A 25,698-nucleotide genomic window follows, 5' to 3' on the forward strand; every position below is an offset into this window, starting at 1 on the left:
TATCCCCGATTATCAAGAAATTCCGGGGATTTGTGTAGATACTTATGCCTTATCAGGGGAGGAGTTGAAAGATGCCAACATTTCCTGTCCCTCCCCTGACAAGGGGAGGTTAGGTGGGGTTTCTCGGCGGACAAACAAATCCCCACGCAATGGCGCGTAGTTATCCCAGTAGTGTTGCAGGTTATCCACTTCCACCAGTGGAATGCCGCCATGCAAATGGGCGCGGACATCCTGCGGCTCGGGTGGCGGTGCATTATCTACATAGCGGCGGATATTGCAGTTATACTCCTCGGCGACAATCTCGGCTATCGGCACATGGCGCGAGTAAGCCGGAATATCGGCAGGGGAGCGGTAGGCATAGATGATCTTGTCGATGTCTTCCGGGCGCAGGTGGTTTTGCGCCTTGCCCTCGCGGTATTCACGGTCAGCATTGATGAACAGCACGCTGTCGCGTTCCTGTCTGCCCGCTTTGTTCATCACCATAATGCAGGCGGGAATGCCCGTGCCGTAGAACAGGTTACTGGGCAAGCCAATCACCGCTTCCAGATAGTGGTTATCAATGAAATGCTTGCGGGCGTCGCGCTCTTCACCACCCCGAAACAACACCCCGTGCGGCATCACCGTTGCCAAACGCCCCTCGTGTTTCAGCACTGCCAGCATGTGTTGCACAAACATCAGGTCGGCTTTTTTGCCTTTTTCCGGCATATCCACCGCAAAGCGCCCCGGAAACTTCATGTCCTTCTTGATGTAGTTCTGGCTGAAGGGCGGATTGGCCACCACCCGATCAAAGCGTTTCAGCTCATTGTTTTCATCCAGATGCTGCGGTTCGCGCAAGGTATCTTCCTGGCGGATGTCGGCATGGGAAATGCCGTGCAGCAGCATGTTCATCTTGCAGATCGACCAGGTAGTGCCGATTTTTTCCTGCCCGTTCAAGGATAATTCATTGGCATCGCCACCATGTTCGCGCAGGTAATCGCGCATCTGGATCAACATGCCACCCGAACCCACCGTCGGGTCATAAACACTCATGCCTTCGCGTGGATCACAGATTTCGACGCACAGGCGCACTACCTCCGCAGGTGTATAGAACTCACCGGCTTTCTTGCCTGCGGTATCGGCAAAGAACTTGATCAACCATTCATACGCTGCGCCCAGCAGGTCGGGGAATTCAAAGTCCTCATCCTTGAGCGGGATTTTTTCAAAGTTCTGAATGAAATTAGCGAGCGTGTCATCGTCCAGCGTGCGCTGCCCGATCTTGCGGTTGAAGTTGATATTGCCCAGCACGTCCTGAAGGGCATCAGGGTTGGCTTCTTCAATGGCTGCCAGCGCCTTGTTCAGGGTGGTGCCGACGTTGACCTTGACGTGTTTCAGGGCAGGGTGGTTGATGGTCAGGAGGGTTTCACCCTTGTTGGTGATGGTTTCCGTCCAGCCCTCATGCCAACGGGCGGATTCCGGCACGTAGAAATATTTGCCGGAATAGTTATCCGAATCTGCCAAAAATGCTTCAATGTCTTCGGCAGACATTCCTTGTGCTACCAGTTCTGCCCGTAACTCATCGCGGCGTTGCTCAAACAGATCATTAGCCCGCTTGAGAAATAGCATACCAAAGATGTATTCCTTGTATTCGCTGGCTTCCAGACTGCCGCGTAGGTCATCACAGGCGGCGAAAAGCAAACTTTCTAGGCGAGAGAGGGTTAGTTTCATACGAACTCCTGAGTAGACAGGGGGCTATCTTAACTGAAGCGTGCCGGTCAGGCATCTGTGGAGCAGGCATCGCAACTCGTCCTTTCAGGAAACGCTTAGGCTAACCATTAGAGATACTTAGCTTATTTTCGATTGACAGTTTTGCGCTGCTTCGGTGAGTATATCTTTAGGTATATCATGACCGCTGAAGAGGAGAGAAAACTATGTACGCAACTATTTTGCGCCGATCATCGCTGGCCGCAGCTATTCTATTAAGCTTTTACACTTTACCTGCTTTGGCTACTAATGGCCTAGCTCCTATCGGTTTGGGGATGGAGCATCGCAGCCTTGGGGGGGCTGCTACCGGTTATGCTGCAAATACTTCCAGTATCGCCAGTAATCCTGCCGCCACCTCATTTGTTGAGGATGGCTTTGATGTAGGCTTAGAGATTTTCCAGCCTAAACGTAGCGCAACCTTTAATGGTAAGGCATTTGGGATGCCCGCAGATGTGACTTACGACGGCAATGGTAAGCAAAATTTCTTCATTCCTGAAGGTTCGTATAAACGTAGTTTTAAGCAGTTCGATTTCGGCTTAGCGGTTTACGGCAATGGGGGCATGAATACCAGCTATGAGAAGAATCCTAACTTTGGGACGGGTAAAGCTGGGGTTGATTATCAGCAGTTATTTATAGCGCCTACCCTCAGTTATAAATTGAATGAGCATCATTCCATTGGGGTTTCGGCGAATTTGGTTTATCACAAATTCAAGGCTGAGGGCTTGCAAAATTTTGATAATGCTCGTTTCTCTGCCAATCCCGGGCATGTAACCAATAATGGCTACGATAGTTCTACTGGCATTGGTGCAAGTATTGGTTGGCAAGGTAAAGTCGCACCTAACCTTTCTTTAGGGGTTGCATATCGTTCAAAAGTTAGTATGGGCAAATTCGATCAATATTCTGGGTTATTTGCGAATGGCGGCGAGTTTGATGTCCCTGCGGCTTTGAGTGTTGGTTTTGCTTGGCAGGCTGCTCCAAGTACTTTAATTGTGGGTGATGTACAAAAAATTAGTTATAGCGATCTTGCAGCAATTGGGAATAGTAGCCATAAGCCAGTGCAGTTTGGTGGTAAAGATGGCCCCGGGTTCGGTTGGAAAGATGTCACAGCGGTTAAACTTGGTGTAAAACAGCAGGTGACGCCGCAGATGGCAGTGATGCTGGGCTATAATAAGGGTACCAATCCAGTGCGTTCTTCTGAAACCACCGTGAACGTTTTGGCGCCCGGGGTAGCTGAGCAGCACCTCACTTTAGGCGCAGAATGGCAACTTACACCCAAGTCGAGCTTAATCGCTTCCTTTGTACATACTTTCGAGAATGAAACCAAAGGTGATACCACTGTGCCACCGCCCGGCCCTATTGCTTTAGACGCTTATAACTTAAAGATGAAGCAAAATGCTATTGGTGTTTCCTATAGCCATCGATTCTAAATTATTAACCGCTCCACTTTTACACACGCTCATCGGGCGTGTGTTTCTAGCCAGTTATCCCTATCAGCCTTAGCAAATGACTCAGAGCTTGTTTATACCTTGAGGTATGAAGCGAGCGATCTTTGGGCTATGTGTTGCCTATTTACTAGCAGAGCCTATTCAAGCTAGCTTACCAGCGTTTCCGGGTGCGGAAGGGGATGGGGCTGTTAGCTTAGGTGGGCGTGCCGGTAAAGTTTTGATCGTGGAGCGTTTAGATGATCCTTGCCCGACTAAAGCTTGTACTACGGAAGACCTTGCAGATCCGACTAAGCTAGTGCCGGGTACTTTACGCTGGGCACTCTTGCAGCCTTATCCACGCACAGTGGTATTTCGAGTTTCGGGTGTCATTGAACTATTACCTGATAAAACCACTTGGAATGACAAAACCAAGCAAACGGATATTCAGCGTTTAGCCAATATCCGCATCAAAAGCCCTTATCTGACGGTGGCAGGACAAACGGCTCCCGCTGATGGCATTACTATTAAAAATAACGGCATTACGCTTTTAACCCATGATGTGGTGATGCGCTATGTACGCTTTCGTACTGGGCGGCAATTGCCCGTCTTTGCGGGGCAGCAAACTCCTGAAACCTTCATGATTGCCAATAACGCGCATGCGGTAGTGATTGATCATTGTTCTGTTAGTTGGACACCTGCTGAGGGTTTAAGTGTGTACACTGGCGAGCTATGGGATGGCTCGAAAGGAACGGCGACTGATATTACAATTTCGTGGAATATCCTAGGTGAAGGTCTGGTACGTCATATTGATGGCAGAGGTCATCCGAGTTCTGCTTTTATGTCCGGTTATGATGGCGATCCTAAATACGCCGCTGATCGTCTGAGTTTGCATCACAATCTATTGGTTCATACCCAAAAACGGAATGGTGATCTGCTCACTCAGCGTGGTCAGTTCATTAATAATTTGATCTATAACTGGCAATGGTTGCCAACTGTCTTGTCTGGCGCGGTAGAAGCCGATGTAATTGGCAATACTTGGAAGGCAGGGCCGATTACCTTAGCCGATTATGATCAACAGCGGGGTGGTTTACATTTAGTCCCTGCAGCTCGCAACCAAAAGCAAAAAGACCCCGAAGGTTGGTGGGATGGTGTGCCCGGTGAACCTTCTTTATATTTAAAAGATAATCGTTATCTGCCAGCAGGTCAGGCGATTAAGGGATCGGTTAACCTGCTCTGTCATTATGCAGCGCGTACAGCAGCTTGTAGTAAACAACTACCTATGAGTTGGTGGCGCACTAAGGCTTTAAGCCCGAATGGTATCCCTATTACTGCACAGGCTGCTATGGATGCTGAAGGTTTAGTGCTAGAGCAAGCTGGAGCTAATCAGCGGATTAATAGCTTCGGTCAGTGGGTAAACAATCGTGATTTGATCGATCAGCGTTATGTGGATGAATATCGTTCGGGTACTTATCGAAATAAAAGCTTTCCTTTTGCAGAGTCTGAAGTCGGTGGTTTTCCAGCAACTATTGAGGGCGAGCCTTATCCTGATGCTGATAAAGATGGAATGTCAGATCGTTGGGAGCAACAGCAGGGCTTAAATCCTGCTGATGCGAGTGATGCCGCTAAGGAAGCCCCGAAGGCAAGTGGTTATACTTGGCTAGAAGTGTTTATTAATGGGATGAATGTCAATTAGTGCTTAAACGTTCCCGCTGATTTTTAGACAGTTCCTCCACCCATAAAGCCGTAGCACCCGCTACACCGACGGGCATTGCGAAAAAGTTCAGGACAGGGATAGCGGTCATTAAGGATAAAACCCAACCAAAGCCTAATGCTTGGGTGGGGTGTTGTTTCAGGGTTCGCAGCTCATCTTTAAAGAATAGATTATGATTACCCATTGGATAATCCGCATATTCAATCGCTAGCATCCAAGCGCCAAAAATTGTCCAAGCTAGCGGCGAAATCACATTCACCCCCGGAATGAGGGTAATCAGAATCAGTAAAATTCCCCATTTTGCCATATACCAGAGTTTGCTAGCTTCACTGCGAAAGGTGCGAGTGATTAAGCTGGGAATGGACTTGAAACCTTGGAATTCAGCCACTGGCAAACCATTCAAGCGCTTTTCGATTTGCTCAGCGAGGACTGAGTTAAAGGGGGCGGAAATAATATTGGCGATCATGGTGAAGGTATAAAACACGGCAAAGAAAATCACTACGATAAACACCGGCCATAGTAACCACTCTAACCAAGTCAGCCAAGTGGGAAGCAAATGCTCCATCCAACGTTCCACTTGGCTAGAGACTAACCAAATACCGCCAGTAAAAATTAAAATATTGATCAATAAAGGTATGGCTACAAAAGGCCGAATCCCGGGTTGGGTAATCAGCGAAAAACCCTTGAGTACATAACGCATGCCTTGAAATAAGCCAGTCATAATTGTCCTTGTTTTACGACAAACGAGTGAGTGCAGGTATAATAGGCGGTTTTAGCTTTGTCAATGTTAGGCGGAAACTATGCGTGTCTTAGGGATTGAAACCTCCTGTGATGAAACCGGCGTGGCCATTTATGACACCGAACGAGGTTTACTCGCGCATCGCTTATTTAGCCAAGTGAAAATGCATGCTGAATACGGGGGCGTAGTGCCTGAATTAGCCTCACGCGATCATATTCAACGGGTATTGCCACTGATTGATGAAGTATTAACGGCGGCTGAGTTAAAGCTTAAGGATTTAGAGGGCATTGCTTATACTTCTGGCCCCGGTTTGATTGGTGCTTTGATGGTGGGGGCTTCGATTGCACGTTCCTTAGCGTGGGGCTTAAAAATTCCTGCTGTTGGCGTACATCACATGGAAGGGCATTTACTCGCACCTATGCTCGAACCTGAGCCACCTCAACTACCTTTTGTAGCTCTACTGGTATCCGGTGGGCATACCATGCTGGTGGATGTGCCACGGATTGGTGAATATCAAATCTTAGGTGAGAGTGTCGATGATGCAGCCGGTGAAGCTTTTGATAAAACCGCCAAATTATTAGGTTTAGCTTATCCGGGTGGCCCCTTGCTGGCGAAGCTAGCAGAACAGGGCAGAGCAGGGGTGTATAAATTCCCCCGTCCAATGACCGACCGCCCCGGCTGCGATTTTAGCTTTAGTGGCCTGAAAACTTTTAGCCTTACCACTTGGCAAAACTCTACACAAACTGAGCAGGATAAAGCCGATATTGCACAGGCCTTTGAAGAAGCCGTGGTCGAAACTTTGTTTATAAAATGTAAGCGGGCTTTAGAGCAAACTGGGCGCAAAACTTTGGTCATTGCGGGTGGAGTGGGTGCGAATAAGCGTTTACGCCAACGTTTAAAAGACCTGAAAGCGCAAGTGTATTTTCCACGCTTAGAGTTTTGCACGGATAATGGAGCGATGATTGCTTATGCAGGTGCTTTACGTTTACAAGCAGGTGCTGTTGCTGAGCCGCCGGTCATTCAGCCCCGCCCACGTTGGCCTTTGACCGAGTTAGCAGCACTCGCTAGTTAATATAGACCAGAGTACACTGGCGCCGCCGTTTTTAAAGTTTTAGATTTGAAGGATTGTAAGATTTAACATGAGCGCTTTTTTGACTGAAAATGTGACGGCTGTGCGTCACTGGAATGAGTCATTATTTTCTTTCCGCACCACCCGTGATCAAGCCTTTCGCTTTGTCAATGGACAGTTTGTCATGATTGGTTTGCAAGTCGAAGGCAAGCCTTTAATGCGTGCGTATAGCATTGCTAGCGCTAATCACGAAGACTATTTAGAGTTCTTCAGCATTAAAGTTCAAGACGGTCAACTCACTTCACGCTTGCAACATCTGCAAGTCGGTGATTCGGTCATGATCAGCAAAAAGCCCACCGGTACTTTAGTCCTGCGCGATCTAAGGCCGGGTAAGCGCTTATTTTTATTTGCCACGGGCACGGGGTTAGCGCCCTTTATGAGCTTGGTGCATGACCCAGAAATGTATGAGGCTTTCGATAAAGTTATTCTCATGCATGGTGTGCGGTGGCAGAGTGAACTAGCCTATAAAAATTATTTGGAAAACGAACTGCCGAATAATGAATTCTTAGAAGAATTAGTGCGTGAGAAGTTAGTTTACTATCCAGCCGTTACCCGCGAACCTTTTGTGCATCACGGACGGTTAACTAAATTAATCCGTAGTGGCGAGCTGTTTCAGCATATCGGCCAAGAACCACTCAATCCTGAATTTGATCGAGCCATGATTTGTGGTAGCCCTGCCATGCTAAACGATACCTCAACGTTGTTGAATGAATATGGTTTCCAGATTTCTCCGCGCCAAGGTGAAGCGGGAGATTATGTGATTGAGCGGGCGTTTGTGGAGAAATAAAGTTTAAGCCACCAGCTAAGCAGTACTTGATTAGAGTGCTGCTGCCTATAAAAATATTATTTAGTTTATTAAAACCTTTTCATAGACATCTTGGACTGTCAACACACAGTTAATGCTATGAATAACAAGCTCTTGTTGCCATTCACTGGCCTCTGATAACAGCCATTGCCCTTCTGCTGTGCGCAGATAGTGTTCAATACTTAAACGATCTTGTGCGACCAAAATATATTCTTGTAGAGAAGCCAAACGTCGGTAATGTGCAAATTTAGCGCCGCGATCATAGCCTTCTGTAGAAGGTGATAAAACTTCGATAATCACACTAGGGTTTAGCAAGGTATCGCTATGCTCATCTTCAAACTGTAATTCACCACATACCACTGTCAAGTCTGGATAAAAGTAAGCTTCATTCGGGCGTGTCCGCACCCGCATATCTGCTACAAAAGCAGAACAGGGTTTAGCGCGTAATTGGGCATGTAATAAACCCGCCAGATTAAACACCAGTTGATTATGCTCACGACTTGCTCCTGCCATCGCGTAGATTTGGCCTTGAATATATTCGTGTTTTTCAGGTGCTTGGCGCTCACCATGGAGGTAGTCAGCCGTGCTGAGTTGAATTGCTAGAGCAACAGACATAACTGTATCCTTAAAAATTGGCTTAGTAGCATTTCGAGAGTTCAGGGGATTGTGCTTAAATCAAAGTACCGCTGAATATTTTTAATCTCAAGTATTTTAGGAGTCTACATGAGTACCGGTTCACGTCAATTGGTGGAGATTATCACCGCCTTGCGTTCAGATATTGAGGCTGCGATTAAAGAGGGTGAGGGGAAAATCGTGCGTTTTGATTTGGAGGAAGTTGAAGTAGAACTACATACACAGATTACCAAGTCGGGTAATGGGGTGGCGGGTGTTGAAGTCGAGTTTAAGGTCTTGGGGTTTGACTTAGGCAAAGCTAGTGCGGAAGCGGCAGGCGAGTATGCCAAGGAGCAAGCCCATACCATTCGCTTGAAATTGAAGCCTAAGCGTATTAACCCCAGCACCCAGCAAGTAGAGGACGTGCAAATCGCTGATTTTGACTAGCAGGTCAGCCATCATGAATGAAAACCTGATCCTTAAAATCGAGATTGTAAGTAATGCGCTTGATGAATTTGGCAAGCCTAAAATTTCGATAGGTACAGGCTATCCTGTACGGGATGGTCTGATTCTGACTGCACGTCATGTGCTGTATTGTGAAAAAATGAATGCAGCCAGTGAGCGAGTCTTAAGCTGGGAACGGTCAGATGAAGATCAGCCTTATTATGTGACTAAGATTCAGCAGTCGGCGATTGTGTTTGAGTCTGTGGCGTTTGATATTGCTTTAGTAGCTTGTGATACTGAGCCGCTAGGTAAAATTCCTGCTGTCCTAGAGGAGACGTTTCCAAGCAGTGATATACGCTGGAAAAGCTTTGGTTATCCACGTGCAGGCAAAGAAGTTGGGATTCGGATTAAAACACCCGCTAAGGGTACATTTTTTGCGCCAAAGCGTGATTATTATGTGCAGCAATTGACCTCTGAGGGTAATACCTCCGAATCAGCTTTGTGGAAGGGCATGTCAGGAGCACCTGTTTTTCGTTCTGATACCAATAAACTAGTTGGAGTGTTGATTCGCACACCTCCAAAGTATCAAAACACGGCGCAGAACTTTGACGATGTATTTGAAGATAGGCTCATTGCTGTTTCTATCCCCTATTTGTTGCTAGCAGGAAAATGCGAAGGTTTTAGGCAGCTTGCTCTAAAAACTGAAGTTGCTACTCAATTATTACCAAAACCCAAGTTACAAGATGAGTTCCGTCAATATTTGCTAGATAAGCTCAGTAAGGAGTTAATGTCATTAGGTTCGAGTACTTTGTTACAGGAGCAATTGGCGGCTGAGTTGGATGTTGACCTAGCAGATGTGGGTCTAATATCGAAGGCTGCCACTACTGCTTTGGCTGATGCGCTAGTGGAGCTGGCTATTGAGGAGGCGATTAGTTGTATTGCGGCTGCGACAGCGGATTGTATTGTGGAGGGTGGCCTGCGTTTTTCCAGTCAAACTAAACTGGATACCCTTGCTGCTATCAAGCGGACTGCTCAAGCTTTGGTCGGTTGGTTGGTGATTGCCAGCATGGATGAAAACTATTTGTGGGAAGTATTGCCCGACTGTCGTGGACACACTAGTTTGTTTTTTCATTTGAAGAGTGTTCAATCAAAAACAGGGATTGAAATTGTGTTGGCTCGCCGTTTTCAGCGTAAAGCCGATTTTGTGCATGAGACGGGTTCTGATCAGCCCAGTCGTTATCTCATTCGTGTACCGCCCAGCTTTTTTAAATGGGATGGTGAAACCAGTGTCTGCAAAGCGTTTGTAGAGATTTGGAATCAGGTTTTTCCAGAAATCAGAGAGCAAAAACCAAAAGACTACAAATTTAACCACCACGATATCCAACGTTTAAATGCCGAGCTGCGGGCTAAACGTAATCATCCCCGTAGTCCAAAACACTATTACATCGCTTTTACGGGTAGTGATTATCTTGCACCTGAGTGTGTTGGGTTTGTTGAAGGTATTTATCGTGACCTATTAAGTCAGTTGGGTGAAATGACTGTGATTGAATATGGCACAGAGTTAGAGCAAGACAGTCGTTGGTTACTTGTACCAGAAGCGGATATACAGGCAGCAATTAATGGCTTCTATAATGAAATCAATGGTCTAAACTAGGAGCATGAAACATGATCATTCCAGATATTAAGGTTAAGCATATTTATCGCTTGCCTGCCTATGGTACATGGAAGGAAACGGTGCATGTTTTTGATGCACGTACGGTATTAGCTTTGCAGGCCGCTTGGTTGGCGGAGCGTCCGTTGTTGGTGCGGGGTGATCCGGGTACAGGCAAAAGCCAGTTGGCGCGGGCGGCGGCTGTTGCATTCGGTTGGGAGTTGGTCTCTGAAGTGGTGAGTGCCCACACAGAGATTCAAGACTTGTGGTATCGCTTTGATGCAGTCAGCCGCTTGGGGCAAGCCCAACTCTTGAGTGTGTTGGCAGATAAAGCCGATGCTAAGTTATTGCAAACGGCACTCGACCCGAAAAAATTCCTCAGTCCGGGGGGCTTGTGGTGGGCTTATGCTTGGCAGACGGCAGAACGCTATTATCAAGCAAGTGAATGCAAGTCTTATCATCCTAATCCCCAGCATGCGCTAAATTTGCCAGATAGTCCTGTGGAGCCACCTAAAGGAGTGGTGTTGCTGATTGATGAAATTGACAAAGCAGATGCCGATTTGTCGAATAGCTTGCTGGAAACCTTGGACAATGCACGTTTCCGTATTCCTTGGGTGAATGAAAGCATTGGCTACCATGCAGATGACCCTCAGGCGCTGCGCCCGTTAGTGGTGATCACTACTAATGAAGACCGCCAATTGCCTGCCGCTTTTGTGCGCCGTTGTTTGGTATTGCATTTGGAGCTGCTAGAAACAGAGGATTAATTGGTGGCTTATCTGGTGCAGCGGGGTGAGGAGCATTTCCGTAAGGAGGATGGAAGCTGTCTTTTTGAGCCAGCCATCTTGGAGCAAGCAGCATGTCAACTGTACGCTGAGCGCGGTCAAGCGAGCGCTCTGGGTATGAAGCCACCTGGGCAGGCTGAATATCTGGATCTATTGCGGGTCTTGGCACGGATGAATTTATCCACGGCAGAACAGTTACAGCGTTTGGTGGATATTCAGGATTTTGCCCTGAAAAAACACCCCGGCATGAAACAGCGCCAAACCCTAAGCGGGGAGGTTGGGGAGCCGTGAATAGCAGCGTGAGTCGGGCGGACTTGCTCCTTTATCTAAGTGAGCATTCACTGCTTGAGTTAGCTGAAGTCTTGGATTGTTTTGGTTATAAGCGAACTCAAACGCTGCGAGAGGTAGCATCTGCCCCCAGCTTACCTTTGCTTAGTTCACCACCTACTAGAGCCGTCACCGTTGAACCCGTGCTTGATACACCAGCGCCTTTACCTTCTACGGTGTTTTATCAACGTACTGCCTGTGAGCCTAGCGATTGGTTACCAGTTGACGAGGCAGATGGGCGTGTAGCGATGCCAGCGTGGGTGGCTGCGCTGGAAGGGCAAGCTTTAGATTTAGCTGCGCCCAAACGCTTAGCGGTTGATCTACCCCCCTTTGGGCCTTTAGTGTCATGGGTCAGATTATTGCCGCTCTTACGCTCTAGTTTGAGTGAGCAGCAAGCGCTAGCACGTCCAGATATGAATAAACTGGTTAAACGCTTAGCCAAAGGTGAACAGATTAGGGTTTTACCTAAGCGCCAGCGCCAGATTTGGGCAAGCCAAGCGGTGGTATTATTCGATAGTAGTCTCAGTTTAAAAGGTTTGACCGCCGATTATGCTTATCTGCAGCAAGCGCTAAGTGTGGAACGGGGACGGATAGGTTTGGTGTTTGCTACCTTAGTCGATTTGGCAACTCGCCGCGTGCTAGTGGAGGGTAAAGAGCAAACTTTATGGCTGAGTTCCGCACAGCCCGTATTGATTCTCAGTGATTTAGGTGTCTACGAGTCGAGTGGGCAACGCAGTCGTGATTGGCTGAATTTCGGGCGTTGGTTACAGCAGCAGGCTAGTCGTCCTTATGTCTTATTGCCCGCCCCGTCGCGCTATCTCAGTGATGAATTGAGCCGCTGTTTTCAAGTGATCTCATGGGATCGCTTTAGTACTTTGCAAGTGCTTAGTGCCACCGGTTTACACAGGGCGCAAATTGATGAGGCAAAACAAGCGGATGCCGCAGGGGTGGAGTCCTTTTTGGAGTTGCTATCCGTAGCGGTGGAGATTGAGCCGCGTTTTATGCGGGCGCTACGTTATCAATTACCGCACCCACAACCATTGGGAGTCGCTGCTGAATTATTGGCATGGAATTATCCAGAAGTAGAGCGCCTAACGACCCATATTGAGTTTAAACCCGAATACAGTGCGCATTGTCGGGCAGCCTTACAAGAGCACTTACAACAACAGCCCGAATTGGCGAAAGTTTTTTATCAACTGGTGACTTGCCAACTGGCTAATCAGTTCTTATTGGATTATTCCACGGCGGTGTCTTTGTGTGCAGTGGGAGCAGAGCCACAGGATGCACAGGTGATAGCAGCGGAGCGTTATCTCCAGCAATTTATCCTAGCCGTTCATACGGAAAGTGAGCAGCGTGGTTTGGCCTATCAGGGGCAATATCTGTTGGCACAACAACCCGATATGCTCAAAGGTGAGAGGGCTTATTATTCCTCACTGTGGGCTATCCTCAGTCGCTGCCAAGCAAGCACCGCTTCGCGCCCTGCATGGTTAAATCATCAAGCCGCCAATGCTTTTTTGGCAAGTACCGGAGGGATGCAAACTTATCGCTTGGTACAGGTCGGGGAGTGGTTTTATCTAGGCACAGACGCTGCCTTGCAAGCTTTGCAGCCAACCGGATTCAAGCTGGCCTTCTATCCTTTGGCTAGTATTCGTACTACCCAGCAGCCCGTGATTGAACAACGTGCTGAGGTTTTGCTGGATCATTACCTCTCGGTGAGTGACTGTTTACAGTTTTCACCGAGTGCTGAGCCGTGGCAACTGCATATCGGCGGGGAGTGTTGGACACTGGCTGGGTTAGTGCGTCCGGCATGGGCAGGCTCAGTCACTTGTGCCGCCGCTGGTTTGCAATTCGCCATTGAACCAATGGGTGCGGATGAGTTTGGGGTTTATTTTGATTTAGTATTCCAAAACATCCCCCAACGCTTTCGCTATATTCCCCCGCAAACTTTCTTGATGGGGGCGCTATGAGGATGAAACCCAGCACCCTGTCACCCTCACCCAAGGCTATTGGCTGACTGATACGACCGTGACTCAAGCCCTCTGGCAAGCGGTGATGGGCAATAACCCGAGCTATTTTAAGGGCGAGCAGCGCCTTGTCGACAGTGTGAGTTGGGAGGATGCACAAGCCTTTTTGCAAAAATTAAGCCAAGCTTATCCGCAGTTAGCGCTACGTCTCCCGACCGAAGCCGAATGGGAGTGTGCCTGCCGTGCGGGAACAAACACCGCCTTTGCTTTCGGTAGCAAGGCTGAGCTGAATTTGGGGCGAGTGAATTATTCAGGTGAATGGAATAACCATAATTTAAAGGGAGCAACTCAGCCCGTTAAAACTTATCCGCCGAATACTTGGGGCTTGTATGAGATGCATGGTAATGTCTGGGAATGGTGTGAAGATTGGTATGCTAGTGACTACGGAGCAGAGCCACAGACAGACCCGCGCGGGGCTGGCTCGGGTGAGCAACGCGTGGTTCGTGGCGGCTCGTGGTTCAGCGGCGGTAGGTACTGCCGTTCTGCCGACCGCGATAGGCACGCGCCTGACAACTGGTACAGCTACCTTGGTTTCCGGTTTGCCCTAGGTCATCTGAGCTCAGGTATAGGTCAGGAGCAGGCTGGCAGCCTGAGCGGGCAGGCGCGTCACGGAGTAGCGCCAGCACGAGCAGGTGGACAGACTGCGGGGTGAGTTATAGAACGATTCGTTCAAGCTGCACGCGCTTGGTTTACGTCGAACTCAAGCCTTAGTTAGGCTCGCCTAAATCCATTGCCATTTCAGGATGCTTGCTTAGCAAACGAAGCAGGCATAATACAGCCCCTGCGGGTTTAAAGCGGCCTTGCTCCCAATCACGCAGGGTCGCTAAGGGTGTATCAATCAAACCAGCAAAGCGAGCTTGAGAGACCTTGAGCGTTTGGCGTACTTCAGTAATAAGTAGTTGTTCTGGCGTGTAAGTACGCCCTGCTAATCCCGCTTCCATTTCAGCGAGGCTGGTTTTTAAGTCGGGAATAGCCTCGCCTGCATCGGCTTCGATAGCGGCGGTTATTTTTTCGATGTTCATCAGGTCGCCTCTTTTTGATTTCATGGGGTGGCATGTTGGCTTGGTCAGCTTTGCGGTAAAGCGCAATTAGGTAAATGTAACCAGCTTCCGTTTTGTTGAAGTAGATGATACGAACGCCACCACTTTTCCCAGTGCCTTTTAAGTGCCAACGAACTTTTCTAGCACCATCGGCATTGGGAATAACATCGCCTGCTTCAGGATTGACCGCGAGCCATTGAATGAATGCTAGGCGCTCATCTTCTGACCATATCGCGTCAGCTTGTTTTTGAAAGGTCGGTGTTTCGATGATGGTATACATTGTGTAATGTTACTACGGGAATCCCGTATAATCAATGGATGTGCCAATCCATTCAAACCCTAAAGCCCTGTCAGGCTGCAATCTGGCGGGGCTTTGACCACACCGATAGTTTGCTGTGGCGGCGTAAAAATTTGCAGCGTCATCCGCCTCTGGAGGTGTAAAATAAATGACCAGATCGTTATCCTGTCTTGTGCTGACACAGGCAAAAAGCAAGGTCTCTGGTATGCTAGTAGATACCGTGGATACTCAATCGAAAGCTTACCAGATGACCGCCCTTTAATTTCTTTTGATAGACCATTGTCCTATGACCCTTCGCCACCCCCTCTCTCCCCCTGAATTTCCTGCCCCGTGGGCTTGCGATTGGGGCGAAGATCGTTATGGGTTATGGATGGCCTTCAATTATCAAGGCATTCGTCAAGCTTTTCGTTGGATAGCGGCGGGTCGCTTTTTAATGGGATCACCTCCCGATGAAAAGGAGCGCGATGAAGACGAAACCCAACACCCAGTCACGCTGACCCAAGGCTATTGGCTAGCGGATACCGCCTGTACTCAAGCCTTGTGGCAAGCGATGATGGACGATAATCCGAGTTATTTTAAGGGAGCTGAGTTGCCATTAGAGAACGTCAGTTGGGTGGACACCCAAGTATTTCTTGAGCGCTTCAATACCTTCCATTCATCTTTACAAATGCGCCTCCCGACCGAAGCGGAATGGGAGTGTGCTTGCCGAGCGGGCACAACGACCCCGTTTTCATTTGGGGCGAATATAACCCCCGACCAAGTAAATTATAATGGCCGTTATCCCTATCAGGATGGGAAACAAGGGCTATACCGAGGGGCAACAGTCGCTGTCAAAAGCTTGCCCCCAAATGCCTGGGGCTTGTATGAAATGCATGGCAATGTTTGGGAATGGTGCAGCGACTGGTATAGCGCCTACGGCGTAGACGCGCAGACAGACCCGGCAGGGGCTGGCTTGGGGAAGTTTCGCGTGCTTCGTGGCGGCTCGTGGTTCTTTATCGGTAGGCTCTGCCGTTCTGCCCACCGTAATAGGCACACGCCTGTCAGCAGGGATTACTACCTTGGTATCCGGTTTGCCCTAGGTCATCTGAGCTACGGTCAGGAGCCATCTGGCAGCCTGAGCGGGCAGGCGCGTCACGGAGTAGCGCCAGCACGAGCAGGTGGACAGACGGCGGGGTGAGTTAGATTATCTCGATTAAGTCGGAAACCTGAAGGACAATGACATGCTGATAACTTCGTATTCGTTTATCATTGGTAATGAAGAAATCGCATTGGTTTTCATAAGCGGTTGCCATGTGAATGGCATCGGGGGTTCTCATCCCAGTCTCACCTCCAAGTTTAGCAGCTTGATGGAAGGTAGTTGCATTTGCTCCAAGCAAAGTAAAATACTCAGACTCAAGCAACAGCCCTTGATAGGCTTCAATGAGTTCATGAAGCTGATCACGATAAGGCTTGATCAATACTTCGGTAACGGTAAATTCAGCAGTAAAAGCAGTGATCAAGTCTTGATCCAATAGGTCAAAAATCGGTTTTACGGCTGAATAAAAAATATCATGCCCTTCTACAAAGTAAATAATGGGGTTAGTGTCAAAGTAGACTCGTTTACCTTTGAGGTGTTCCTGCATGGTGGTTATTTATCCCAATCATCACGAAGACCAGAAATAAAGGTGTCGGCTTCTTGAGCCGTTGCGTAGCTGTGCTGTTTTCTGTTGATGCCTGCATAACGAAAAATACTTTCTTTCTTTCTCTTTAATTGAGCAGAGCGAATCATGACTCCATTGTTCGTAATGGAATATTCAAGATAGGTATCAGGTTTTATTTGTAGGAAAGCAACTACCTCTTTAGGTAAGGTAATTTGATGTTTATCCTGTACTTGTATCATCGGCATGGCAGCCACCATAAAAATTTAGAAACTAAACGATTCTTACAGTCTAGGTTCTTCAATGAAAAAAGCAAATCAAAGTACCTACGATTCTTGACCTTACAGCGTAGTCTTCTGAGGATTACCCCAAACCTATAACCACCCCTTATGCTTAAAGAACAAATAAGGCGCAACGCCCGCAATCACCATTAAAGTAATCGCCCACGGATAACCCAGCATCCACTCCAACTCGGGCATGTGTGTAAAGTTCATCCCGTACATACTCGCTACTAAGGTTGGCGGTAAAAACACCACAGCGGCTATCGAGAAAATCTTAATAATCTTATTCTGTTTAATATTGATAAAGCCCTGAGTGGAACTCATCAAGAAGTTAATTTTGTCGAACAGGAATGTGGTATGTGACATCAAGCCTTCAATGTCGTGCATGATTTCGCGTAAGGTTTCCGTGATTTCTGAGTTACCTTTTAAGTGACGCAGCAAAAAGGAAATATCTCGCTGGGTATCCATCAAACACAAGCGGATTTTTCCATTACTATCTTCCAGTTGCGCCAGATCGCTAATCGATTTTTCTAAATCAGAGTCCTCTTCTTCTAGCACCGAATGACTAATATCTTCTAGTGCATGGTGAATATCTTCCAAATAGTCCGCGTGATTTTCGACTTTATGCTCAAACATCGTCACCAATAACTCGGCGGCGTTGGTGCAGTGAATCTGCCCCCGCCGGGCGCGTAAGCGGAATAAACGGAAGTCAGCCAGTTTTTCTTCACGAATCGTAATCAAGCGATTGTCTTGCAAAATAAACGCCACCGACACGGTACTATGGCGGCCATCTTCTTGATAAATAAATAAAGCATGCACATGGATGCCTGATTGATCCACGAAACAGCGAGCGGAGTATTCGATCTCTTCGACATCATCTGATTCTGGTAAATCAGTATGTAGGAGGGACTCTAGCAATAGGCGTTCGTCATCATCCGGATCACACATATCGACCCATTGCACTTCAGAGAGCTGATTGCGTAAGCGTTCGGTTTCTACATTAGTTTTATGGAGCAGGCCATTCTCAATTTTGAATAGGCGTAACATGCTTGGCCTCCTTATCGGTCTAGAGTCAAGGGTGGGGAGTCGCGCGCAGAGTTTACCAGAAAGCCATGAGTCATAGGCAAACTAAGATTGCGCGCTTAGGCTATAACTCGCAGATGACAGTTTGCTTGCTAATGGCTTACTAAACTGCGAACTTTTTTAGTTTAATCGATGCGATGCCAAGCGGCTTGTTTACCCTGCTTAGCGGCCTTGTTGTCTTGCCAAGACCGCACGGTGTTTAATATGGTATATTGCCAGCGATCAAATAGCACTAAACCTAAGCCCGGAAAGGGCAGAAAAGGATTGGTGCGGCTCATTCCCCAAATCGCTAAGCGGGTGCTGCCTGCATCGGCTTGGCCGCGTCCATGAATCCCAAAGGTATTACCGATTACTAAAGTATTTTTTTTCACCTTAAACGCTGTCGGTTCTGGCAAGCCTAAAGCCTCCCGATCCGCAGGACTAAAGCGAAACGATCCCCGGGCTGAATAAGAATCAGCATGGCGATAGGCCATTTGGCTAGTTTGATATTCCCAAGCCAGACGCTGACGAGTTAGTTGGTTAGAGCTGGGAATATAAGTGAAAGGCCCATTGTGCTCATCTACATTATCCAGAAATAACCAGAATTTCATCGTCGGATGGAAGGTATCAGTATGTAAAGACTTTTGTGGGTCGCTACCCGCATTCGCCACCCCATTGCGGACTTGCTCAATATGGAAAAAAGGCATACGTCGATGCCCTGCGGTATAACGTAACAGGCGCTTGAAGGCTTTATCGTTCAATAGCTGCTGGGTGTAAGGCAGTTTAGCTAAGGTGTCGGGATCTAACAGAATACGATGATTTTGCGTATCACCTTGTTGGCATTCACGCACTTCACCATGGAAATTGCGAATCTCCGTTTCGATTTGCTGAAATAATGTTGCAGGCACAAAGTTTTCTTTGGCAATAAATCCATGGTGCTGATAGCTCGCTTGATCGTCGGGAGCTACCCCAAAACTCAATAGCCACATTCTAAAGCGCATACTAGCATGGGCTAATACCACTCGACTGATATGTAAACCGTATTTATTCAGAATCGGGCTGCCGATAATCGGGTTGCCTTTGAAGGATTTAGCAGTCGTGAAGAGCTGGAAAAACCAATAAGGGCTGTATAAGAGAGTTTTCATCATGTGGCTATCAGGTTATTATTGCGCTCCCAGTATTTACCGTAAGCATGCTGAAGATCAAGCCTATCTCGATTAGTCTATGTGACTACATTTGCCTATCTAGGATGGGAGCATTGTTGCTATCCACAAGCTTCGTCACAATAACTCCAGTTTTTTCTCGCTTAATTAAGCAGCTTACCACCACTTTATCTCGAATGAAGGTTTCCCATGCTGACTTGCACCACAGGCAGCATCGGTATCGTTCATTTGCCATGCCCTGCTGTGCCGTCATCGGTAGTCGGGTAGATCCGTTTTAAGCTTATCAGGAGCACCTGCTATGACCACTCGCCTAGACCTCGCTAATGCCATTCGCGTTCTCGCGATGGATGCTGTGCAACAAGCCAATTCCGGACATCCGGGTGCGCCGATGGGCATGGCCGATATTGCAGAGGTTCTTTTCAATGATTTTCTGTCGCACAATCCACAAAATCCACATTGGCCGAATCGCGACCGCTTTGTTATGTCCAATGGACATGGCTCGATGTTGCCTTATGCGGTGCTGCATTTAACAGGCTATGATTTACCGATTGAAGAAATTAAAAACTTTCGCCAGCTCCATTCTAAAACTCCGGGGCATCCAGAATATGGCTACACACCGGGGATTGAAACCACCACAGGGCCTTTAGGTCAAGGGGTGAGTAATGCCGTCGGCATGGCTTTAGCGGAAAAAGTCCTAGCGGCACAATTTAATAAAGACGGCCACAAAATTGTCGATCATTACACTTATGTGTTCTTGGGTGATGGCTGCTTAATGGAAGGTATTTCGCATGAGGTTTGCTCTTTAGCGGGAACTTTGAAATTAGGCAAATTGATTTGCTTCTATGATGATAATGGCATCTCGATTGATGGCGATGTCGTCGGTTGGTTTGCCGATGATACGCCCAAGCGTTTTGAAGCTTACGGCTGGCATGTGATTCGTGATATTGATGGGCATGATGCCGATTCATTGCGGGTTGCGATTGCCGATGCACGGATGGAGCGTGATCAGCCTACCTTAATTTGCTGTAAAACGGTGATTGGTAAAGGTGCTCCGAATAAGCAAGGTGGGCATGATGTGCATGGTGCGCCCCTCGGTAAAGATGAAATTGCCGCCGCACGGATAGCCATGGGCTGGAAATCTGAACCTTTTGTGATTCCGGCTGAAATCTATGCAGGCTGGGATGCAAAAGCAAAAGGTGCTGCTGCAGAACAAGCATGGACAGAAAAATTTGCGGCCTATAAAAAGGCTTATCCGCAAGAAGCCGCTGAGTTTGAACGGCGGATTCAAGGCAATTTACCTGCTAATTGGGAAGAAAACGCGCAAAAAGCCATTGATGCAATTATTGCCAAGGCTGAATCACCTGCTACGCGAGTGGCCTCTAAAAATGCTTTAGATGCGTTTGCTCCCTTCTTACCTGAGTTTTTAGGTGGCTCTGCGGATTTAACCCCGTCCAACAATACCTTTAATAAGAGCAGTAAATACATCAACTCGAATCATGGCCCTAGCCAAGATTTTAGTGGTAATTACCTCTCTTATGGCGTGCGTGAGTTTGGGATGAGCGCGATTATGAATGGGATCGCCTTACACGGTGGTTTCATTCCTTATGGTGCTACTTTCTTGATGTTTTCTGAATATGCACGCAATGCTTTACGCATGGCGTCGTTGATGAAGATTCGCAGTATCTTTGTTTATACGCATGATTCGATTGGCTTAGGCGAGGATGGCCCGACTCACCAAGGTGTTGAGCAGACCGCAACGCTGCGGATGATTCCACGTATGTCTGTATGGCGGCCTTGTGATGGGGTAGAAACCGCGATTGCTTGGAAAGCGGCGATTGAAAAGACGACAGGCCCCACCAGTTTAATCCTAACCCGTCAAAATTTGCCCTTCCAAACCCGAACGGCTGAGCAAGTCGCAGGCATCGCTAAGGGTGGCTATGTGCTAAAAGACTGTGAAGGGACTCCAGATGCGATTATTATAGCTACCGGCTCAGAAGTTGCGCTAGCAATGGGTGCAGCAGAGCAGCTTTCAGGTAAGAAAATTCGCGTCGTTTCAATCCCCTGTGTTGACGTATTTTTAGCACAAGATTCAAGTTATCGTGAGGCTGTTCTACCGGCTGTGGTGACTGCTCGAGTAGCCGTTGAAGCTGGTGTCACCGCAGGTTGGTATCAATTAGTGGGTTTGCAAGGCAAAGTAGTGGGCTTAGATACTTTTGGGGAATCTGCACCTGCACCCGTGTTGTTTAAATATTTTGGTTTGACGGTCGAAAATGTTAAAGCAGCAGTAGAGAGTCTACTGTAAAGTCTGCGTGAGAGGAAAATTTACAAGTAGGTTGCTGTCTAGCAACCTGCTTTATGTTTTTGAAGTTTTAATAAATTTTAGGAGTGGACTGATGACAGTTAAAGTCGGTATCAATGGCTTTGGGCGGATTGGACGCATGGTCTTTCGTGCGATTGCTAAAGATTTTCCTCATTTAGAAGTAGTAGCGATCAATGATCTGTTAGCACCTGATTATTTAGCATATATGCTGAAATACGACTCTGTGCATGGTCGTTTTAATGGCGATATCGCTACCGAAGGTAATAATCTGATCGTTAATGGCAAAACCATTCGTTTAACCGCTGAGAAAGAACCAGCTAATCTGAAGTGGTCTGATGTGGGCGCGGATGTCGTTTTAGAATGTACGGGTTTCTTCTTAGATGAAGAAGGTTGCCAAAAGCACGTGCAAGCCGGTGCCAAGAAAGTAGTAATGTCTGCACCTTCTAAGGATAGTACGCCCATGTTCGTGTACGGTGTTAACCACGATAGCTATAAAGGTCAGCAAATTGTTTCCGCTGCTTCTTGCACCACTAACTGCTTAGCACCGGTGGCTAAAGTGCTACATGATAATTGGGGTATCAAGCGTGGTCTGATGACTACCGTCCATGCTGCAACAGCGACTCAAAAGACGGTTGACGGCCCATCCATGAAAGATTGGCGAGGTGGTCGCGGTATCCTCGAAAATATCATTCCATCCTCTACCGGTGCGGCTAAAGCGGTCGGTGTAGTCATGCCTGATCTCAAAGGCAAATTAACCGGGATGGCTTTCCGTGTGCCTACTTCAGACGTATCTGTGGTTGATTTAACCGTTGAGCTGAACCAAGAGGCTGCTTACGAAGATATTTGTAAAGCGATGAAGGCTGCTTCTGAAGGTGCACTGAAAGGCGTGTTGGGTTATACCGATGAGAAAGTGGTTTCTACGGACTTTGTGGGTAACTCTGCACCCTCTACTTTCGATGCGGAAGCGGGCATTGCTTTAGATAAAACTTTCGTGAAAGTAGTAGCTTGGTATGACAATGAATACGGTTATACCTGCAATATGTTGCGTTTTGTTGAGCACGTGGCGAAGAACTAAGAGTATTTGAATTGAGGGGCTGAATGCCCCTCAGTTGTTAGATGAGTTAGCTAAGTATCTGATTATTTAGCTAACTGATTTAATTGCTTAAGGAGCGCGTGCATGGCTTTTATTAAAATGACTGATTTAGATCTAAAAGGTAAACGTGTCTTAATCCGCTCTGATCTGAATGTTCCAGTAAAAGAGGGCAAAGTGACTTCCGATGCGCGGATTACGGCATCGATGGCCACGATTGAACATGCCTTAAATGCGGGTGCTAAAGTCATGGTCACTTCACACTTAGGGCGTCCTACTGAAGGCGAATGGTCAGAAGAAGTTTCCTTAAAACCAATTGCTGACAATATTGCTACTCGCTTAGCTAAGCCTGTGCGCCTCATTAAAGACTGGGCAGAAGGTGGCTTTGAAGTGGCTGAAGGCGAATTAGTGATTTTAGAAAATTGCCGTGTGAATAAAGGTGAAAAGAAAAATAATGAAGCCACTGCCAAGCAATATGCGGCACTCTGCGATGTATTTGTGATGGATGCGTTTGGCACAGCCCATCGTGCGGAAGCCTCTACTTATGGGGTAGGTATGTATGCACCTATAGCAGCGGCTGGTATTTTAATGACTGAAGAGTTGGATGCACTCGCCAAAGCTTTGGCGAATCCAGCTCGCCCTATGGTTGCAATTGTCGGTGGCTCTAAGGTTTCTACTAAACTCACCGTACTGGAAGCTTTATCTGAAAAAGTCGATCAGCTCGTTGTCGGTGGCGGTATTGCTAATACTTTCTTAAAAACGGTGGGGAATAATATTGGTAAATCTTTATGTGAAGCCGATTTAGTACCGACTGCCCAAGCTTTGATGGAAAAAATGTCTGCACGCGGCGCTAGTATTCCCATAGCAACGGATGTGGTCGTGGGTAAACAATTTGATGCGAATGAACCAGCCGTTTTGAAAGCTGCTAATGCAGTGGCTGATGATGAGATGATTTTTGATATTGGCCCCCAGTCCGCTCAAGAGTTGGCCGATATTATTATGCAGGCTGGCACCGTCGTATGGAACGGGCCAGTAGGTGTGTTTGAATTTGACCAGTTTGGTGAAGGCACTAAGACCATTGCTATGGCGATTGCGAATACTAAGGCTTTCACTTTAGCCGGTGGGGGTGACACGATTGCGGCTATCCAAAAGTATGATATTTACGATCAAGTATCTTATATCTCTACAGCCGGTGGCGCTTTCTTGGAGTACCTCGAAGGTAAAACCCTGCCTGCGGTGGAAATGCTAGAAAAACGCGCTCAAGTTTGAGCCGAGCACCACTCTATAATGAATGAATAATGGATAGTTAATTCTCAGGAGACACACACATGGCCTTAATCTCAATGCGTCAGTTGCTGGATCATGCGGCTGAACACGGCTACGGTATGCCAGCATTTAATGTCAACAATATGGAGCAAGTGCAAGCGATTATGCAGGCTGCGGATGAAACCAATTCCCCAGTGATTCTGCAAGGCTCTGCAGGTGCACGTTCCTATGCAGGTGAGCCTTTCTTACGCCATATGATTTTAGCAGCAGTAGAAATGTACCCACATATTCCGGTTTGCATGCATCAAGATCACGGTGCTGAGCCTGCGATTTGTTTCCGTTCCATTCAATCAGGTTTCTCTTCGGTGATGATGGATGGTTCCCTGATGTCCGATGGGAAAACGCCTTCTAGCTATGAATACAATGTGGATGTGACCCGCAAAGTGGTCGATTTAGCGCATGCTTGCGGCGTATCTGTGGAAGGTGAGTTAGGCTGCTTAGGTTCACTCGAAACGGGCATGATGGGCGAAGAAGACGGTCATGGGGCAGAGGGTGAACTAGATCATTCGATGCTGCTGACTGATCCTGAAGAGGCCGCTGACTTTGTGAAGAAAACCGGTGTCGATGCTTTAGCGATTGCCATTGGTACTTCACATGGCGCGTATAAATTCACTAAAAAGCCAACCGGTAAAGTGCTACGCATTGATCGGATCAAAGAAATCCATGCGCGGATTCCAGATGTACATTTGGTGATGCATGGTTCCTCTTCAGTGCCACAAGATTGGCTAGAAATCATCAACAATTACGGCGGTGACATGGGGCAAACTTATGGTGTGCCCGTTGAGGAAATCATGGAAGGTATCAAGCATGGTGTGCGCAAAGTGAATATCGACACAGATTTACGCATGGCTTCAACAGGCTCCATACGACGTTTCTTGGCAGAAGATCGGAAGAATTTTGACCCGCGCAAATTCTTGAAAGTATCGACGAAGGCGATGCAAGGAATTTGTAAAGCACGTTATGAGGCTTTCGGTGCTGCTGGCATGGCCAATAAAATTCGACCTGTAAGTTTAGAGGCTATGTTCAAACGCTATGCGAGCGGTGAGCTGAATCCACATGTGATTTAAGTTTGAGCAAAACATCAATCTTCTACACAGGGAAGGGAGCTTAGGCTCCTTTTTCTTTTTAGGCATAACCAGATATTATGCTATTCTAACGCCCCGATAGTTTCCTTCTGTATTTGAGCTTACATCATGCATCCAATGTTAAATATTGCTACCCGTACTGCACGCCAAGCGGGGGATCTTATTCGTCGTTATGCTGGCGATGTCGATAAAGTACGCATTCAACTGAAAGATGTTAATGATTTCGTGTCTGAGGTCGATAAACAATCCGAGCGTGAAATTATCCAAGCTTTGCGCCGTGCGTATCCTGACCATGCCATTTTAGGTGAGGAAAGTGGCAAGCATGGCGATGAAAATGCCGAATATCAATGGGTGATTGATCCTTTAGACGGTACGACCAATTTTTTATACGGCTTACCGCATTTCGCTGTATCGATTGGTTTAAAGCACAAAGGCCGTTTATTTCTTGGGGTAGTGTACGACCCTATGCGTGATGAAATGTTTGCAGCGGTGCGTGGTGAGGGGGCTACTTTAAATAATCGTAAAATCCGTGTGAGTGCTCGCCCTGCGTTAGAGAATGCTTTGTTAGCCACTGGTATTCCTTTTCGGGCTAATCAAGATATGAATTTATACCTAAAGACTTTAGGTGCTGTTGTTCCGGGGACAGCAGGTGTGCGTCGCTTTGGTGCTGCGGCTTTGGATCTAGCTTGGGTGGCTTGCGGACGCTATGATGGTTTTTGGGAATTAGGTCTGCAAGAATGGGATCTGGCGGCGGGCGCAGTGATTATTCAAGAAGCCGGTGGTTTAGTCGGCGATTTACAAGGCGGCAGTGAACATTTAATTCATGGCAACCTATTAGCCGCTAATCCCAAAGTATTTAAAGAAATGCTGCAGCGTTTACGTCCAGTCTTGAACTAACTACTACAATAAACCGTTATTAATGACAGGATTGTAATTTGAGTTGATGTATGAAAAAAGCTACATTCGCCAACCCAGTACAGTATTGTCTATTACATTCTGATGTTGTGT

Annotated in this window: 24 protein-coding genes; 16 read left to right on the top strand and 8 right to left on the bottom strand. The window is 47.4% G+C overall.

The window, feature by feature from the left end:
- Nucleotides 1-42 precede the first annotated feature (42 nt).
- Nucleotides 43-1,704 carry a class I SAM-dependent DNA methyltransferase gene (locus Q0307_RS08865; RefSeq protein ID WP_298659590.1) on the bottom strand — a complete coding sequence of 554 codons (1,662 nt, stop codon included), beginning with the start codon at nucleotides 1,702-1,704 and terminating at the stop codon, nucleotides 43-45.
- A 203-nt stretch (nucleotides 1,705-1,907) separates the two neighbouring features.
- On the opposite strand from Q0307_RS08865, the gene Q0307_RS08870 reads away from it, so the two are divergent.
- Together Q0307_RS08870 and Q0307_RS08875 are read left to right on the top strand one after the other, a co-directional pair.
- The gene (locus Q0307_RS08870; RefSeq protein WP_298659592.1) at nucleotides 1,908-3,167 is read left to right on the top strand and encodes an outer membrane protein transport protein; all 1,260 of its coding nucleotides are present in this window, start codon (nucleotides 1,908-1,910) and stop codon (nucleotides 3,165-3,167) included.
- A gap of 106 nt (nucleotides 3,168-3,273) precedes the next feature.
- Nucleotides 3,274-4,857, top strand: coding sequence for a hypothetical protein (locus tag Q0307_RS08875; protein WP_298659594.1), 1,584 nt, complete (start codon nucleotides 3,274-3,276; stop codon nucleotides 4,855-4,857).
- Here the strand turns inward: Q0307_RS08875 and cysZ are convergent.
- Nucleotides 4,850-5,596, bottom strand: coding sequence for a sulfate transporter CysZ (gene cysZ, locus Q0307_RS08880; RefSeq protein WP_298659596.1), 747 nt, complete (start codon nucleotides 5,594-5,596; stop codon nucleotides 4,850-4,852). The genes Q0307_RS08875 and cysZ overlap by 8 nt on opposite strands.
- A gap of 79 nt (nucleotides 5,597-5,675) precedes the next feature.
- On the opposite strand from cysZ, the gene tsaD reads away from it, so the two are divergent.
- Together tsaD and Q0307_RS08890 are read left to right on the top strand one after the other, a co-directional pair.
- Nucleotides 5,676-6,686, top strand: coding sequence for a tRNA (adenosine(37)-N6)-threonylcarbamoyltransferase complex transferase subunit TsaD (tsaD, locus tag Q0307_RS08885; protein WP_298659598.1), 1,011 nt, complete (start codon nucleotides 5,676-5,678; stop codon nucleotides 6,684-6,686).
- 67 nt (nucleotides 6,687-6,753) lie between these two features.
- A complete protein-coding gene (locus Q0307_RS08890; RefSeq protein ID WP_298659600.1) occupies nucleotides 6,754-7,530 on the top strand; it encodes a ferredoxin--NADP reductase in 777 nt (258 codons plus the stop codon).
- Nucleotides 7,531-7,590: 60 nt separating this feature from the next.
- Here Q0307_RS08890 and Q0307_RS08895 read toward each other — a convergent pair whose 3' ends face one another.
- Complete coding sequence (locus Q0307_RS08895; RefSeq protein ID WP_298659602.1) at nucleotides 7,591-8,163, bottom strand: Uma2 family endonuclease; 573 nt, start codon at nucleotides 8,161-8,163, stop codon at nucleotides 7,591-7,593.
- A 108-nt stretch (nucleotides 8,164-8,271) separates the two neighbouring features.
- Here Q0307_RS08895 and Q0307_RS08900 point away from each other — a divergent pair, with 108 nt between their 5' ends.
- The 6 genes from Q0307_RS08900 to Q0307_RS08925 are packed head-to-tail and all read left to right on the top strand — an operon-like array spanning nucleotide 8,272 to nucleotide 14,040.
- Nucleotides 8,272-8,607 carry a trypco2 family protein gene (locus Q0307_RS08900; RefSeq protein WP_298659604.1) on the top strand — a complete coding sequence of 112 codons (336 nt, stop codon included), beginning with the start codon at nucleotides 8,272-8,274 and terminating at the stop codon, nucleotides 8,605-8,607.
- A gap of 13 nt (nucleotides 8,608-8,620) precedes the next feature.
- Nucleotides 8,621-10,258, top strand: coding sequence for a serine protease (locus Q0307_RS08905; protein ID WP_298659606.1), 1,638 nt, complete (start codon nucleotides 8,621-8,623; stop codon nucleotides 10,256-10,258).
- 11 nt (nucleotides 10,259-10,269) lie between these two features.
- Entirely contained in the window at nucleotides 10,270-11,019 is a 750-nt protein-coding gene (locus Q0307_RS08910; RefSeq protein WP_298659608.1) for a MoxR family ATPase, read from the top strand.
- Between the two features lie 3 nt (nucleotides 11,020-11,022).
- Complete coding sequence (locus tag Q0307_RS08915) at nucleotides 11,023-11,328, top strand: hypothetical protein (protein WP_298659610.1); 306 nt, start codon at nucleotides 11,023-11,025, stop codon at nucleotides 11,326-11,328.
- Nucleotides 11,325-13,331 carry a hypothetical protein gene (locus tag Q0307_RS08920; protein ID WP_298659611.1) on the top strand — a complete coding sequence of 669 codons (2,007 nt, stop codon included), beginning with the start codon at nucleotides 11,325-11,327 and terminating at the stop codon, nucleotides 13,329-13,331. The genes Q0307_RS08915 and Q0307_RS08920 overlap by 4 nt, the downstream gene beginning before the upstream one ends.
- A 43-nt stretch (nucleotides 13,332-13,374) precedes the next feature.
- Entirely contained in the window at nucleotides 13,375-14,040 is a 666-nt protein-coding gene (locus tag Q0307_RS08925) for a formylglycine-generating enzyme family protein (RefSeq protein ID WP_298659669.1), read from the top strand.
- Nucleotides 14,041-14,095: 55 nt separating this feature from the next.
- On the opposite strand, the gene Q0307_RS08930 is transcribed toward Q0307_RS08925, so the two are convergent.
- Nucleotides 14,096-14,410, bottom strand: coding sequence for a type II toxin-antitoxin system MqsA family antitoxin (locus tag Q0307_RS08930; RefSeq protein ID WP_298659612.1), 315 nt, complete (start codon nucleotides 14,408-14,410; stop codon nucleotides 14,096-14,098).
- 602 nt (nucleotides 14,411-15,012) lie between these two features.
- Here Q0307_RS08930 and Q0307_RS08935 point away from each other — a divergent pair.
- On the top strand, nucleotides 15,013-15,903 hold the full coding sequence (locus Q0307_RS08935; protein WP_298659625.1) for a formylglycine-generating enzyme family protein: 891 nt from the start codon (nucleotides 15,013-15,015) through the stop codon (nucleotides 15,901-15,903).
- 1 nt (nucleotide 15,904) lies between these two features.
- Here the strand turns inward: Q0307_RS08935 and Q0307_RS08940 are convergent, their stop codons facing one another.
- The 4 genes from Q0307_RS08940 to Q0307_RS08955 all read right to left on the bottom strand — a co-directional run bounded on the left by Q0307_RS08940 (nucleotide 15,905) and on the right by Q0307_RS08955 (nucleotide 18,854).
- Nucleotides 15,905-16,348, bottom strand: coding sequence for a PIN domain-containing protein (locus tag Q0307_RS08940; RefSeq protein WP_298659627.1), 444 nt, complete (start codon nucleotides 16,346-16,348; stop codon nucleotides 15,905-15,907).
- 5 nt (nucleotides 16,349-16,353) lie between these two features.
- Nucleotides 16,354-16,611 carry an AbrB/MazE/SpoVT family DNA-binding domain-containing protein gene (locus Q0307_RS08945; RefSeq protein WP_298659629.1) on the bottom strand — a complete coding sequence of 86 codons (258 nt, stop codon included), beginning with the start codon at nucleotides 16,609-16,611 and terminating at the stop codon, nucleotides 16,354-16,356.
- Nucleotides 16,612-16,737: 126 nt separating this feature from the next.
- A complete protein-coding gene (corA, locus tag Q0307_RS08950; protein ID WP_298659631.1) occupies nucleotides 16,738-17,691 on the bottom strand; it encodes a magnesium/cobalt transporter CorA in 954 nt (317 codons plus the stop codon).
- A gap of 161 nt (nucleotides 17,692-17,852) precedes the next feature.
- Complete coding sequence (locus tag Q0307_RS08955) at nucleotides 17,853-18,854, bottom strand: phytanoyl-CoA dioxygenase family protein (RefSeq protein ID WP_298659633.1); 1,002 nt, start codon at nucleotides 18,852-18,854, stop codon at nucleotides 17,853-17,855.
- 313 nt (nucleotides 18,855-19,167) lie between these two features.
- On the opposite strand from Q0307_RS08955, the gene tkt reads away from it, so the two are divergent.
- The 5 genes from tkt to Q0307_RS08980 all read left to right on the top strand — a co-directional run bounded on the left by tkt (nucleotide 19,168) and on the right by Q0307_RS08980 (nucleotide 25,587).
- Nucleotides 19,168-21,171, top strand: coding sequence for a transketolase (gene tkt / locus Q0307_RS08960; RefSeq protein ID WP_298659635.1), 2,004 nt, complete (start codon nucleotides 19,168-19,170; stop codon nucleotides 21,169-21,171).
- A 91-nt stretch (nucleotides 21,172-21,262) separates the two neighbouring features.
- Nucleotides 21,263-22,264, top strand: coding sequence for a type I glyceraldehyde-3-phosphate dehydrogenase (gene gap, locus Q0307_RS08965; RefSeq protein WP_298659637.1), 1,002 nt, complete (start codon nucleotides 21,263-21,265; stop codon nucleotides 22,262-22,264).
- Nucleotides 22,265-22,366: 102 nt separating this feature from the next.
- Nucleotides 22,367-23,548, top strand: coding sequence for a phosphoglycerate kinase (locus Q0307_RS08970; RefSeq protein WP_298659639.1), 1,182 nt, complete (start codon nucleotides 22,367-22,369; stop codon nucleotides 23,546-23,548).
- A gap of 59 nt (nucleotides 23,549-23,607) precedes the next feature.
- Nucleotides 23,608-24,672, top strand: coding sequence for a class II fructose-bisphosphate aldolase (fba, locus tag Q0307_RS08975; RefSeq protein ID WP_298659641.1), 1,065 nt, complete (start codon nucleotides 23,608-23,610; stop codon nucleotides 24,670-24,672).
- A gap of 126 nt (nucleotides 24,673-24,798) precedes the next feature.
- A complete protein-coding gene (locus Q0307_RS08980; RefSeq protein ID WP_298659643.1) occupies nucleotides 24,799-25,587 on the top strand; it encodes an inositol monophosphatase family protein in 789 nt (262 codons plus the stop codon).
- The last annotated feature ends 111 nt before the right edge of the window (nucleotides 25,588-25,698 follow it).

Origin of the sequence: uncultured Thiothrix sp., from assembly GCF_937873765.1 — a bacterium.
Classification (GTDB): Bacteria; Pseudomonadota; Gammaproteobacteria; order Thiotrichales; family Thiotrichaceae; genus Thiolinea.